General features: G+C 36.3%; 13 protein-coding genes. All 13 read left to right on the top strand.

The window, feature by feature from the left end:
• The first annotated feature begins 7 nt into the window (after positions 1–7).
• Complete coding sequence (locus tag NCCP2331_RS11755; RefSeq protein WP_251670908.1) at positions 8–1,261, top strand: lipopolysaccharide biosynthesis protein; 1,254 nt, start codon at positions 8–10, stop codon at positions 1,259–1,261.
• Between the two features lie 148 nt (positions 1,262–1,409).
• Positions 1,410–2,594, top strand: a complete 1,185-nt coding sequence (locus NCCP2331_RS11750; RefSeq protein ID WP_251670907.1) for an O-antigen ligase family protein — start codon at positions 1,410–1,412, stop codon at positions 2,592–2,594.
• A gap of 29 nt (positions 2,595–2,623) precedes the next feature.
• Positions 2,624–3,778, top strand: a complete 1,155-nt coding sequence (locus tag NCCP2331_RS11745; RefSeq protein ID WP_251670898.1) for a glycosyltransferase — start codon at positions 2,624–2,626, stop codon at positions 3,776–3,778.
• The gene (locus tag NCCP2331_RS11740; protein WP_251670896.1) at positions 3,768–4,928 is read left to right on the top strand and encodes a glycosyltransferase family 4 protein; all 1,161 of its coding nucleotides are present in this window, start codon (positions 3,768–3,770) and stop codon (positions 4,926–4,928) included. Before NCCP2331_RS11745 ends, NCCP2331_RS11740 begins: the two co-directional genes overlap by 11 nt.
• Positions 4,928–6,037, top strand: a complete 1,110-nt coding sequence (locus tag NCCP2331_RS11735) for a DegT/DnrJ/EryC1/StrS family aminotransferase (protein ID WP_251670894.1) — start codon at positions 4,928–4,930, stop codon at positions 6,035–6,037. The genes NCCP2331_RS11740 and NCCP2331_RS11735 overlap by 1 nt, the downstream gene beginning before the upstream one ends.
• Positions 6,038–6,057: 20 nt before the next feature.
• Positions 6,058–6,765, top strand: a complete 708-nt coding sequence (locus tag NCCP2331_RS11730; protein ID WP_251670892.1) for an acyltransferase — start codon at positions 6,058–6,060, stop codon at positions 6,763–6,765.
• A gap of 9 nt (positions 6,766–6,774) precedes the next feature.
• On the top strand, positions 6,775–7,998 hold the full coding sequence (locus NCCP2331_RS11725; protein WP_251670890.1) for a glycosyltransferase family 4 protein: 1,224 nt from the start codon (positions 6,775–6,777) through the stop codon (positions 7,996–7,998).
• 412 nt (positions 7,999–8,410) lie between these two features.
• Positions 8,411–9,034 (top strand): sugar transferase, encoded by a 624-nt coding sequence (locus tag NCCP2331_RS11720; RefSeq protein WP_251670888.1) that lies wholly within the window; start codon positions 8,411–8,413, stop codon positions 9,032–9,034.
• Entirely contained in the window at positions 9,031–9,666 is a 636-nt protein-coding gene (locus tag NCCP2331_RS11715; protein ID WP_251670885.1) for an acetyltransferase, read from the top strand. Before NCCP2331_RS11720 ends, NCCP2331_RS11715 begins: the two co-directional genes overlap by 4 nt.
• 3 nt (positions 9,667–9,669) lie before the next feature.
• On the top strand, positions 9,670–10,809 hold the full coding sequence (locus NCCP2331_RS11710; protein ID WP_251670884.1) for a DegT/DnrJ/EryC1/StrS family aminotransferase: 1,140 nt from the start codon (positions 9,670–9,672) through the stop codon (positions 10,807–10,809).
• A gap of 210 nt (positions 10,810–11,019) precedes the next feature.
• On the top strand, positions 11,020–11,181 hold the full coding sequence (locus NCCP2331_RS11705) for a hypothetical protein (protein WP_251670882.1): 162 nt from the start codon (positions 11,020–11,022) through the stop codon (positions 11,179–11,181).
• Positions 11,182–11,429: 248 nt separating this feature from the next.
• Complete coding sequence (locus NCCP2331_RS11700) at positions 11,430–12,176, top strand: magnesium chelatase domain-containing protein (protein WP_251670880.1); 747 nt, start codon at positions 11,430–11,432, stop codon at positions 12,174–12,176.
• Between the two features lie 215 nt (positions 12,177–12,391).
• Entirely contained in the window at positions 12,392–14,479 is a 2,088-nt protein-coding gene (locus tag NCCP2331_RS11695; RefSeq protein WP_251670878.1) for a leucine-rich repeat domain-containing protein, read from the top strand.
• Positions 14,480–14,585: the final 106 nt, after the last annotated feature.

The following is a 14,585-nucleotide window of genomic DNA, read 5'->3' as shown; positions in this document are numbered from 1 at the left end:
TTAGATTATGAATAAAGTTAAAGAATTCATACAATCAAGGGAGTTCGTTAAGTACTTCTTAATGTTTTTTTCTGGAACGTTGTTGGCGCAAATTGTGACTATCGCCATTTCGCCAATACTAACTAGAATTTATACACCGGAAGATTTCGGGATATATGGGGTATATTTAAGTATAGTAAGTTTGCTAATCGTATTTGCAACCGGGCGGTATGAATTTGCGATTAATAGTGTGAAGACAGAAGAAGATGCAGTTTCTATCTATAAAATCGTTAACTATTTGACCGTTTTTGTTTCTGGTTTCTTATTAATTGTTATACTTATGTCTGGTGAAACAATTGTTCGATTACTTAATCTACAAATAGATCCAAGGTTATTGATATTCGTCCCATTCACAATATTGGTTTTGGGATTCCTTCAAAGCTCAACTTATTACCTAAATCGTCATAAGAAATTTGAAGTATTATCCAAATCGAAAATCTATCAAAGCATAGCAAATGCCGTTTCTTCGTTGTCAGCCGGATTTATGAGTTTTGGAGCGCTAGGACTTGTACTGGCTAATGTAGTAAGTGTTTTCTCTTCTCAATTATATCAGCGACTCAGAGGTGTGCGTTCCTTGAAGGTTGAAACCACAAGAGAACAACTAATAGCTAATTTAAAAAAGCACAAAGATTATCCATTGTACAATGCACCTTCTGCTTTTTTTGATACATTGGCATTACAAGCTCCAGTCTTAATATTAGTTAGGTTCTTTTCAGAAAGCATTGTTGGCTTTTATAGCTTAACTGTTCGAGTCTTGGGACTGCCGCTAACGCTGATCTCTACATCAATTTCACAAGTATTTCTAAGCCAGGTTTCTGAATTGAATAGAGAAGGAAAAAGCTACAGAGGGGTAATAGTAAAGGTTGCAAAGTATTTAGCTCTAATAGGGATTTTTCCGTTGCTAGGCTTAATGTTACTTGCACCTTCTTTATTTTCGTTAGTATTCGGTTCTGAGTGGCGCCTGGCGGGTGAATATGCACAGATATTAATGATTGGATATTATTTCAAATTTGTTATCTCCCCTTTAAGTATGGTTTTTTTTATTAATCAAAAGATTAGGTTGCTCTCAGTTATACAAACTATTAGAGCATTTTCGACTGTACTAACATTATTGGTTTTATCAAGTTATTTTGAAGTTCAAACAGTTTTAATTGGATATACTATTCATGAGTGTCTATTCTATGTTGTTTATTTTTATAACATCTTGAGAACTTCAAATTAATTGGATTTGGAGTCTGTGTCTACGTTTCAATTATTCGAAGTGAAAAATTTCACTGTAATTGCTAATTCTTTTTTTGAAATGAAAAACTTTCTAAACTAGATTTCAACTTAACAAAAAGATAAAAAAGTTAGAGAACATAGGTGGTATATTGTTTTATTTAAAGCTCATAACAAATGTATTATTGTCTTTGCAAATTCTTTATCTTCCTGTAGTTGTATATTTTATTGGTAGTCCTAGTACCTCAGTCAGTTTATCTTTAAGTGTTTTTATAGTTTTATTAATAGTCATTCAAGTAATTTTTGGTAATATACAACCAAGAGTTTCAAAATTAATTTTATTATATATTTTTTTAATTTTCTTATTTAGCCTAATAATATTAACTAGTTATTATAACTCCAATATGGACCTTTTAAATTCTGGAAAATTGAATGGCTATATAATTAATATTATTTTACCTCTAACTATAATATTTTTTATGAGTTTATTTAAAGTGTTTAGTTATTCTGTTTTTCCTAAAGCTTCTTTCCTTTTAGGGATACTAGCAATAATTGCTAATTTTCATTTCATATTCACACAACAATTCACATTATCTAGCCGTATATTCTTTATTGAAGATAATCCTATATCTACTGGAAGGATTTTTGGAATGCATTTCCTAATAGGCATGTATTTGTGGAGATTAAGTAATAAAAAAATATATATTTTGTTTATTATTCTATTAGACTTATTTTTTGTTTTCATGAGTGGTTCTAGACAAGTCTTAGTTGCTATGGTTATTACGTCTATAATTACGTTGTTTTTAAACAATTATTTTCAGCTCACATATAAGAAGATTATAAATCATTTTCTGTCTTTGATATTTTTGTCTTTTATATTCTTAATGACTTTTAAACTGTTCAGAAGTACTTTTCTTTACACAAGACTAAATAATGTGGGATTTGAAAGTCTGGGCAGAAATCAATTAATAGAAAACTCTATTAAACTTACCTTTACTGATATAAAAACATTCTTTTTCGGAATAGGTTTTGGAAGTTATTACTCCAAAAGTTTAGATGGTTTTTTTTATCCTCATAATCTTTTGTTAGAAATTCAAGTCGAGATTGGCTTGATTGGATTAATGACTTTTATGTTAATATTTTTTGTTGTTGCAAGATATATTAAAAAGTCATTATTATTAAATAAAAACGTGTTATCTTTTTATTCGATAATATTTTTGTATTCTCTAATTATCTCTATGTTTAGTTTTAATATAAATGGTAATAGTCATGTATTTATTTTTGGCTTTCTAATATTACATGAATATATACAGAATAGGAGATTAAGTAATGTTTAAACAGAATATTATTGATTGGGATGAGTGGAATGAAAAATAAATATATTGTAATATATTACCCATTTCCATTTAACGTTAAATTGAATGTTGGTTCAGGAGTAAGAATGACCAATATGATAAAAGAGTTTCAAAAATTTGGTTTAGATAATAATATCGATATTATTTTTATCCAGGGAAACCAATTAGAGAGAACTCGGCAATTTAAAAAAATTAAAAGTTTAGTCGATCCAAATGATATCCTTTACTGTTACATTGAGTTACCTAATATTCCTCTAATTTTAAGCAATGAGAATCACATCCCCTCCTCCCCTTTAATTGATATAAATTTTTTTAAATTCTTGAAAGGTAATTTTGTTCCCTTTGGAGGGTTTTTGCGAGATATTTATTGGATGTTTGATGACATGTATCCTTTAAAAGGCGTGAAAAAAATTGTAATGGTGCAATTAAATAAATATTATTTAAAACTTTATCAAAAGTATTTTGATGTGTTATTTTTACCGAGTTTGAAAATGAACGAATACGTATTGTCATCACCAGAAAAAGTGCATGCTTTACCTTCAGGTGGGCAATGTAATGTGGCAAGAAATGAACTGCATTTACACCCATCAAAAAAATGGAGGGCAATATATGTTGGTTCTTTGCATGGAACAGCAGGTATCTTAGAATTATTAAAAGCTTTTGAGTTATATAACTTAAATAATCAAACAAATAAGGCCATAGAATTAATATTTATCTGTAGAGAAAATGAATTTGACCTTAATAAAAGCCTTTTTGAACCTTTTATTAATTATGGCTGGCTTAATATTTTTCATGAGGACTCGGAAAATTTGTCTTCGTACTATTTAACTGCGGACTTTGCAATAATTCCTTATTCTAGAAATAAGTATAATGATTTTGCAATGCCTGTTAAAGCTATAGAATATTTAAGTTACGGTCTTCCAATATTATCAACTAATTTAAGTGCTATGACATTATTTATTCGCGAAAATGAATGTGGATATATAGTAGAAGACAATCATGTATCAATTAATAATGGCTTGCTTAAGGTTGTAGAATTAATAGAGAATGGAAACCTGCAAAAGACAAAAATTCTGAGCACTTTTCAAAAAAGCCATACATGGCGAGAGCGGGTTTTAGAAATTGATAAAGCATTAAGAGAGGCTGATATAAGGAATGGAAAGTAACAAAAGCGTGCTTATTATCTCCTCACTAAATAGTTGGGACGATATAAGGATCTTCAAAAAAGAAGCTTGCAGTTTATCAGATAAATATCAAATTACCTATATTTGTGCAGGTGAAAAAGACGAGAAAAAAAGAGAGAACAATATCGACATTATAATACTACGAAAACCGAAAGGAATTATTGATAGACTAAAACATCTTTATACTATTTTAAATGTAATTAGCATGCAAAAAGTAGATATATGTCATTTACACAACCCTGAATTGTTAATATTAGTACCAATTATTACTAAAAGAAATAGTAGTACAAAGATTATTTTTGATATGCATGAAGACTTCGAAGAAGCGATAAAGGATAAATATTGGCTTCCTGTGAGTCTTAGGAATGTTATCTCTAAAATTTATAGCGTTTATTTGAATAGGTTAATGAAATCTCAAATTGATTTCACAATTGTCACAACACCTTTAATAAGAAAAAAGTTCAACGCTTTTAAAAAAATAGAAGTTATAGAAAACTTTGCTCCACTAATTTATCAAGCACCTGGCAAAGAGATAGTTCCTCAAAGTATACAAGGGTGTATAGATAGTAATAAGGATAGCATGAAAATAGTTTTCACTGGATTGATAAACAGGCAAAGAGGTATTTTGGAAGTAATTGAAGCCGTAAAACGAACAGATAATACGGTTTTCATTATGATTGGATTATACTCACAAGAATTTTTAAAAGAATTACGACAAATAATTAAATCTGATAGACTCGAAAATAAGATATATATATTTGAAAGTATTGAATATGATCAGATGGTCGCATCCATGAGACAAATGGATATAGGCATTTTACCTTATTTGCCATATGGTAATCATGTTGTTACCCGACCAAATAAATTATTTGAATATATGATGGCCTCTTTGCCGATAATCAGTTCCAATTTCCCTCTATATGAGGAGGTTATTTCTCAAGGCATCGGATTGAGTGTTAATCCAAATGATATTAAGGATATTCAAGATGCAATTGAAGTGTTATCTGAGTCACCTGAAATTAGAAATAAGATGGGAATAGAAGGCTATAACTTATATTTAGAAAAATATAATTGGAGTATAGAAGAAAAAAAGTTATTTAAAATCTACGAAGATATGTTAGGAGAATTATGATGAGGGTTAAAATGCTGGACCTATCACAACAATACAAATCTATAAGAGAAGATATTCTTTATATACTAGATGAAGTCATGTCTTCTTCCCAATTTATTCTTGGAAACCATGTAAAACAATTGGAACAAGATATTGCTGAAATGAGCAATACGACAAATGGTATCGGTGTTGGCAACGGATCTGATGCGATACATATTGCACTTCAGGCGGCTGACGTAGGGGAAGGCGATGAAGTGATTGTTCCGTCATTTACGTTCTTTGCGACAGCGGGCGCAGTGGCTCGTGCGAATGCCACGCCTGTTTTCGTAGATATCGATCCGATTACTTATAACATTAATCCATCAAAAATTGAAGCAGCTATCACAGAAAAAACAAAAGCGATTATTGCTGTACATCTTTACGGGCAGATGGCTGATATGGATTTAATTATGAATATTGCAAAAAAGCATAACTTACATGTAATTGAAGATGCTGCACAGGCTATGGGTGCTACATATAATGGGAAGCAAGTAGGAGAGATGAGCAGTGCTGCTACATACAGTTTCTTTCCAACGAAGAATCTTGGTGCGTATGGTGATGGTGGTATGATTGTAACAAACAACGAAGAGATTGCCGAGCTGGCACGTGTTATTCGTGTTCATGGAAGTAAACCGAAGTATCATCATCATGTGTTAGGTTATAACAGTCGCCTTGATGAAATGCAGGCTGCAATTTTGAGTGTGAAACTTCCACATCTATCTTCTTGGAGTGATAATCGGCGCAATCATGCCGCTTATTATACAGAAAGATTAAATACCCTGGTCGGAGGCTCTGTCCTCACTCCTGTTGAAATAGTTGGCAGACATCATGTGTACCATCAATATACATTACGTGTTCAGAGACGGGAAGAACTTCAAACATTTTTGAAAGAGCAAGGGATTGCTACGATGGTCTATTACCCAATTCCTTTACATCTGCAACCGGTGTTTAAGGATCTTGGTTATCAAGAAGGCGATCTTCCAGAAACGGAGAAGGCGGCTAAAGAAGTCTTGTCATTACCTATGTTCCCTGAGTTGAAAAGAGAGCAACAGGATTATGTCATTGAGAAGATTGCGGAATTTTATTCTTAACTTTAGAAAGGTGAGTGCATATGTCTGTAACTAAGGGACAAAATATCCTTCTGGGTAATAATATAGTCCTCGGAAATAATATAATTATAGGGAATAATGTTGTGATTTATGAAGATACAATTATTGGAGACAATGTAATCATTCAAGATAATGCAGTGATTGGTAAGCAGCCAACACGAGCAAAAGCGTCTATTCTTTCTGAAGTGAACAAGTTACCTGCGGCAAAGATTGGCTCAGGTGTAACAATAGGAACATCAGCAATCGTGTATGCCAATGCGGAAATTGGCAATGATGTTTTTGTTGCCGATTTAGCAACGATTAGAGAACGTGTAGCAGTAGGCGAAAAAACCATTGTTGGCCGCGGAGTAGCAATTGAGAATGATTGTAAAGTCGGTAGAAGCTGCAAACTTGAAACGAATTGCTACATAACGGCTTACTCTGAGCTTGGTGATTATGTATTTATTGCTCCATGTGTTGTAACAACAAATGATAATTACATGGCGCGAGGTAAAGAACGTTTTGATAAGTTTAAGGGTGTTACCGTCAAAGATGGCGGACGAATTGGTGCTAATGCAACTATCTTGCCGGGTAAGATGGTTCAGGAAGACGGGACTGTGGCGGCAGGGAGTTTGGTTTCCAAGGACGTAGAGAAAGAGAGCCTAGTCGTTGGATCACCAGCTAAGGAAATACGGAAGGTTCCTGATGAGCAGTTATTAAGGAATCAGTGAGGCTGCAAAATGAACATCTGGATTTTAAATCATTATGCTATCTCGCCAAAGTCAAATGGCGGAACTCGCCATTTTGACTTGGCGAGAGAGCTTATAGAAAAGGGTCATTCAGTAAGAATATTTGCATCTTCGTTTAATCATTTTGAACAAAAAGAAACCGTTCAGTATGGCAAGGATGTATATAGGGAAGAGACAATCAATGATGTTGAATACACATGGATCAAAACACCTTCTTATATGAGTTCTTTGAAGAGACTTATAAACATAGGTGTCTTTTCTATACGTCTAAACCATGTGATAAACAGGTATTTCAAGTTCGAGCGGCCGGATTTAATTATTGGATCAAGTGTGCATCCATTAACTCCCCTTGTTGGGATTAGAAAAGCGAAAAAAGCACATGCTTTATTCTATTTTGAGGAACGTGATCTTTGGCCGCAAACATTTATTGATTTTGGAATGATTAGCAAAAAGAATATAGTATCAAAGCTGCTTTTTTCAATAGAAAAGTATCTCTATCGAAATTCTGATAAGGTGATTTTTTTATTTGAGAGGGCAAATGAATATGCATATAAAAATGGACTGCCAGCCAATAAAAATATATATCTTCCCAATGGCTTTAGTGTCGAAAGAGTTAATGCTGTGAAATCATCACAAGAGATAGATAAGTTATTAGCGCCTTATCACGAAAAGAAAGTTTGTGTTTATACGGGAAGTATGGGCGAGGCGAATCATATGATACGGTTGTTAGAATTAGCAGACCTTATGCAGAATAATAAGGAGTACCACTTTTTATTTGTTGGAAACGGTCCGTTAAAATCATCATTGGTAGAGTATGCTGAGGGGAAAAAAATGAAAAACGTTTCATTTCACGCGTCCATTCCAAAAGAACAAATACCCTATTTACTAAATAAGGCACATTGTGGATTGTTATCAATGAAGGATTCGCCGCTTTATAAATGGGGATTTAGTATGAACAAGATATATGATTATCTTTCTGTGGGATTACCAGTTTTGATATATACCGGATTAGAAAGCTTGGGAGAACTGGAAAAAGGAAAAGTAGTATTTTATTCAAACTCAGTAGAAGGTTTACGTGATATGTTGTTACAAGAATCAGATGTAGATAGACAATATATTCAGGACTTTGCGCATGAACACTATTCATGGGAAGTGCTTGCGAATAAATTGTTGGAAGAAGTATATAGGAATCAGGCAGAAGTACACAAAAATTAATTAATTTATGCTTTGTAAGCAGAAGTGAAAGTTGTGACTTACAAGAAGGCATTGTTTATAGGAACCCTTCCTTAACATTTAAATTAATTTTAATTAAGCAAGTGATATCCATCACGGCAGCCGCTTGTTCTATGATAGCTCGCGAAAAACAAGCGGCTACATCCTGCTTCTTTCTCTATTGCCGCTTCGTGGGTAGATAAGAGATGAGCAAGGCAACGGTGCGCACTTGCGTTATAATGTAATTCATTAATTCACATGTAATAATGTCTTTCTATCTCATTATTAAAAGATGGATGGAGCTAAAAGTATGTGAGATTAATGAATTTCTATATATTGATGTAAGGGAATGTAGATAAAGAAGAGTCTTCTCAAGCTATTGATACATATAATAAAGTAAGTTAAAGGAAATGTTATGAAAAAATTATTTGATTTTTGGGTTAGCCTTTTAGCGATATTATTTTTATCTCCTGTTATCTTAATTACAGCTTTATTAATCAGAATAAAGATAGGGTCACCAATACTATTTAAACAAGAGCGCCCGGGTTTAAAGGGACAGACTTTTCATGTCTATAAGTTTCGTACGATGACTGATGAGCATGATAATCGAGGAGAATTATTACCCGATCACGTACGTCTCACATCATTTGGAAAATTGATAAGGGAATTGAGCTTGGATGAACTTCCTCAGCTATGGAACGTTTTAAATGGTGATATGAGTTTTGTCGGACCACGCCCATTATTAGTGGAATACTTGCCTCTATACGATGAACGGCAGGCGAGGCGGCATGATGTCCGACCAGGCATTACAGGGTGGGCACAGGTGAATGGTCGTAACGCAATTTCATGGGAAGACAAGTTCGAGTTGGATGTTTGGTATGTAGAAAATCAGACATTTTGGTTGGATGTGAAAATTTTGTTTATGACAGTAGCTAAGGTATTTAAATCGGAAGGCATCAACCAGGCTGGTGAGGCGACGATTCAGAAGTTTAGGGGCAGTGAAATTGAAACAGCGGCAGATAAGGATGAGGGACGATGAGGAATGTAATTATAATCGGGGATAGCGGACATGCCAAAGTGGTAGAAGATGTCGTAAACTCAGACGGAATGAAAGTCATTGCCAAATTGGATGACAAGTATGAGACGGTTATTTCAAATGTCTCATTGTTGATGGGCCCAATTAGTTACTTATTTGATTTGCTCGGGAAAGATCCTGAGGCAGGCGTTATAATTGGAATTGGGTCCAATCAGGTCCGAGAACAACTTGTCAATTCATTTCAGCTACCATCAAATTCTTATGTCACAGTTATTCATCGGTCGGCAATTGTTAGCCCTAGTGTAAAATTAGGCGATGGCGTGGTTGTAATGCCGGGGGCGGTGATCAATGCTGCAACAGTAATTGGCGACCATGTTATTATCAACAGTGCTAGTGTAGTAGAGCATGATTGTTTTGTAGGAGATTTTGCGCACGTCTCGCCTGGAGCGGTATTGACGGGAGGAGTTCAAATTGGAAAGGGAACCCATGTAGGTGCAGGGGCTTCAATAATCCCCCAAAAAAAGATTGGGGCTTGGTCAATAATAGGAGCAGGAGCTGTCGTTACGTCTGAAATAAATGGCGGCGCCACTGCTGTCGGTGTTCCCGCAATAGTAGTTAAGAGAGAAGGTACATAACAGATGAAACGAATTTTATTATCCCCTCCCCATATGAGCGGGACGGAACAGACCTACATAAATCAGGCATTTGAAACGAATTGGATCGCGCCGCTTGGTCCGAATGTAGATGCGTTTGAAAATGAGTTGACGGAGTACATAGGAACAAATGGTGCTGCTGCAACTTCTTCGGGTACAGCGGCAATACATTTGGCTCTTGAATTGCTTGGAGTTGGAACTGGCGATATAGTTTTTTGTTCCAGTTTGACATTTGTGGCGAGTGCGAATCCAATTCTTTACACAGGCGCAACACCAGTTTTTATTGATTCAGAGGAAGAGACGTGGAATATGTCACCTATCTCTTTGGCATGCGCATTTGAAGACGCGATGGCGAAACGGCAATTACCTAAAGCGGTCATCGTGGTAAATCTCTATGGTCAAAGTGCAAAGATAGATGAAATCGTTGAGCTTTGTAATCGATATGAAGTTCCGATGATCGAGGATGCAGCCGAGTCGCTTGGTTCTCTCTATAAAGGTAAAAAAAGTGGCTCATTTGGGGGGTTTGGAGTTTACTCGTTCAATGGAAATAAGATTATCACTACATCCGGCGGCGGCATGCTCGTCTCAAATGATGTAGAAGCATTGTCGAAATCTAGATTTTTGGCTACTCAAGCACGTGATACTGCAAAACATTATCAACATAGTACGGTAGGCTATAATTATCGGATGAGTAATATTTTAGCGGGTGTTGGACGTGCTCAGTTAAAAGTGTTGGATGAGCGGGTCGAGGCTAGACGAGCTGTTTTTAAACGATATTCGGAAGCGTTGGGAGACATTGATGGCATTCAATTTATGCCTGAGTTAAAAGATACATATTCAAATCGCTGGTTGACGGCAATGACGTTGAACCCAGAAAAGCTTGAAGTGACGCCGTACGATTTAATCGATGTGTTGGAATCGGAGAATATTGAGGCGCGACCTGTATGGAAGCCTCTTCATTTGCAGCCGCTATTTGAAGGGTGTAAGTTTTATGCTCATGCACACGGAGATGTTGTGAGTGAGAGGTTGTTTACTGGAGGAGTTTGTTTGCCATCCGGGTCCAGCATGACGGTAGGTGAGCAGGAGAGGGTAATTAGAGTAGTCCGTGAGTGTTTGACTAAGTAACGCATTTAACAATGACAAATTTATTTTTGAGAAAAGGTACCAAGTACACACAATTCAAGGAAATACCTTAACAACACCGTTTCATTTCAACAGCTGGAGCAGACTGCAGGTCGAGTCAATTCTCAGCCGAACAATAAGGTACCAGGTACACACACAATTAAATAAATGCTAAAAGACGTATTATTCAATTCATAGATAGGGTGAAGAGTTATGGAGTATTTCATCGATCCCGAAGACGAAGACTACCTCGAGGACAGCGGTCTTGAAGTTGAGGATATATGGGAGCAAGAAGAATGGGAGAAGGAGATACGTGAATACGATCCTGAATCACATTGGGACCCAATTGAAGATGCCGCACGAGAATACATATAAGACCATATGTGTTGCACTTATATGATTTCGAAATTCTTCTGTGTCAACGTTTGTAAACCGTTTAGGGTAAAGTACGTAATTATAAACTCTTAAAATTCATTTTTACTGCCTATTTCGACAGCAAAACTTAATTTTCAATTTTCAAAGCTCGATATTTGCGTATAAATAGGCATGCAAAATTGATTTTTGCCGTTTTGACCGCTGCGCTCTATCCTGGCTATACTTTACACAATGAGAAAGAAGGTGAAATGAGGGCATCTACGGTGATGAGTGTCGGGCTGCAGGGACTAAAAGGGGGACGGATCCGTGTCGAAGCGGATGTCCGGGTCGATAAAGAACAATGTGTGATTATCGGTTTACCGGATACGAGCATCAAAGAATCGAAAGAGCCCATATTGAGCTGTCTGCATCATTTGGACTTTGACTTATCCATGAAGAAAATCACCATTCATTTATCGCCTGCAAATATGCGGAAAAGCGGCACAGGTTTTGACGGAGCGATGCTGCTTGTAGCGTACCAGGAACTGACAGACCAGCCGCTGCCGCTGGATGATTCTATTTGTATCATCACCTCCTTGTCCCTGCATGAAGACTTGGCGAAAATCATGTGGCTTATTAACCGTAAATACAGTGATTATTATGCAAAGCGCTACCGGCATGTCGGGCAAATCTACCAAGGACGCTATTATTCCAAAGAAGCAGACACCCCGCAGGCCATGCTGGCGGTCAGCCGCTACATCCACCGGAATCCCATCGAAACTAAAACTCCTATGGTGAAACAGTTGAACATGTATCCATTCAGTTCATTTCCTTATTACTGCTCATCTGAAATACCTGATTCGTACCTCGATACGGAAGCACTGCCCCGCTATCTGCCTCCGCCCATGGAAAAGACGAAAGAGGCCTATGCTGCCTATTGCCTGATGGAATTGGAAGAGATCATGGAATTTGGGGAGATAGTAAACAAGTTACCGCGATTGTCAGCAGGGCAATAGGTAGTCATGGGACAAGTAGTACCTGGTACATACTCAATAGTGAGAGGTACCAGGTATATACACAAAATACAAACTACCACGGTGTTTGTATGGATATAATGTTGTATTTGAGAGAGTGATTTACCATTTTGTCATGTACATAGTCACTAACTTCGTGTACTCTTAAAATAGGATATTTATAACAAAGTTAAAATTTAGTTAAAGAGGAGGAAGCGATGAAGAAATTAGTACAACTGAGCTGCATGGTGATCATAACATTCATCTTACTGAACACTCAAAACGTATCAGCAGCAGAGACCTATAAAGAATTCGATTCTAAGAAAAATGTAGATCCTTCTCATGAATGGAAAATCAATTTTAACGACAATGTCGAGAAAGAGACAGTCAATGACAAAAATATCTACATAACCGATTCACATGGAAAACATATAAATCTTGAATTTACAATTCCTACAGATAAGCCGAATGCCGTGCAGGTAAAGTCTTCTGCTCCCTATGACTACGGGGAATCCTACACGCTGTTTGTGAAAAATATTAAATCATCTAAAGAAAAACTGCTCCATACGGCTGTTAAAATGAGTTTTACTATCAAACAAAACATGGGTGTGTATATTCCAGATCAATACCTCGAAGCTGCAATTCGAAACTCGATAGGAAAAGAAACAGGTGATATCAGCGAGTATGATATGGAGGATTTGATTGTCCTGCATTTTGATTTCAGAAACCCAGCTGATTTCACCGGTCTATCCTATGCAAAGAACCTCGAAGTGTTCTCTGCTGAATACTCCAATAATTATCCGGAAAGTGCAAAAATCAGCGACATTTCCTTTTTGGAAAACTTTCAGCAACTTGGCGATGTAGATATCAAAAATAACGAAGTCGAGGATATATCTGTATTAGACAAGCTGCCATTATTAGGTTTCGTTGACGTGAGTGGCAACCCTTTAAATGACCAGGCTGCAAATATAGTAAAGAAATTGAAAAATCGCGGCGTCCATGTAGTACATGATCCCTTTTTAAAAGAAGAGGTCGACATACCGGATATTGGCCTTAGAGATTCTGTTAAGATTGCTTTGAACAAGAAAGATAATATCATTACAGTCGGGGATATGCTGCGGCTGGAAAATCTTGTTGCTGTCGGGAAGCAAATCGAAGACTTGACTGGTTTGGAATACGCGACTAATTTAAAACGCCTTTATCTGCAACATAATGAAATCAGTGATATCCGGCCAATCATTCAACTGTTTGATTTACAGGAGCTAAGTCTTGAAAATAATAGAATTGATTTCTTGTCGAATATTTTCTTATTAGAGAAGATGGAAAAGCTATACCTTCACCGCAATCAAATCTCGTATATTGGTAGCTTATCTAGTATGAAAAATCTTCAGATATTGAATTTGCAGGAAAACGTTATTTCCGATATAACTCCTCTTCAAAACTTACCATATCTATCAGAGGTTGTACTGAATAGCAATAAAATAAAAGACATTGCTGCTTTAGAGGAACTGGGCAGACAAAGTTTGAAGAAAGTGTGGATTGTCGATAATCCACTAAGTTCATCATCTGCAACAACCATCAACAGCTTACTAAGCAAGCAAGTTTACGTATCATATGAGCCGCTAAATATTACGAGCTCCCCGCCGCCATTCAGCAGCACGAATGTATTTGGATATAATTTATTGACTGAGAAAGATCCAAGCAGCTTTACAGGACTTAATTATACCGGTCAGGAAAAAAGAAAGATGTTTGATCGTCGGATAAACGACTGGATTGAAACGAGAGCTTATTTGTTCAAAGCACAATTCAGCGACGGCCATGAAATCGAAATTCAAGTGAATCCGGAATTTGAAAATATACAAAATGCACAATTGCAGGCAATGAAGTATGCCAAACAGATCGGACAGCTGCCTGCGGTATTGCGAGCAGGAGTCTATACAGTTTGGATTCATAAGGGGGATCGATCACCAGGCGGAGGCAATAATAATATTCTGATCCACACCGATCGTGCAGAACAGTATATGACATTTGGTGCAATGGAAGAAGTATTGTTCCAATCGGCAGGAATATCCACATTGAATCCTCGCTATGCCAGAAATGCTTATTGGCGTGAAGCACAATTGGCTGACGGAAGATTTATCAGTGAAGTTGCACAAACTACACCGTATGTTGGAGACGTCACTGAGTCTTTTACGGCATACTATTTTATGAAGTATTATCCAGAGCGGCTGAGTCCGGAAATCATCAAGACGATTCAACAAACGATTCCTAACCGTCTGAACTTTTTCGAGCGGCAGGGATTGTAATCGGAGATAAAATTATGAAAGACAGCGGATGTTAGCTTCTCCGCTGTCTTTTTGTTAGGAGTAAAGTGAAAAGTAGGTATCAGGTATATAATAAGAAAAGAAAGAT

It is taken from the genome of Sporosarcina sp. NCCP-2331 (assembly GCF_023707945.1).
Taxonomy (GTDB): domain Bacteria; phylum Bacillota; class Bacilli; order Bacillales_A; family Planococcaceae; genus Sporosarcina; species Sporosarcina cascadiensis.
The sequence above is the reverse complement of the archived record's forward strand: the minus strand, read 5'-3'. Positions and strand labels throughout refer to the sequence as shown.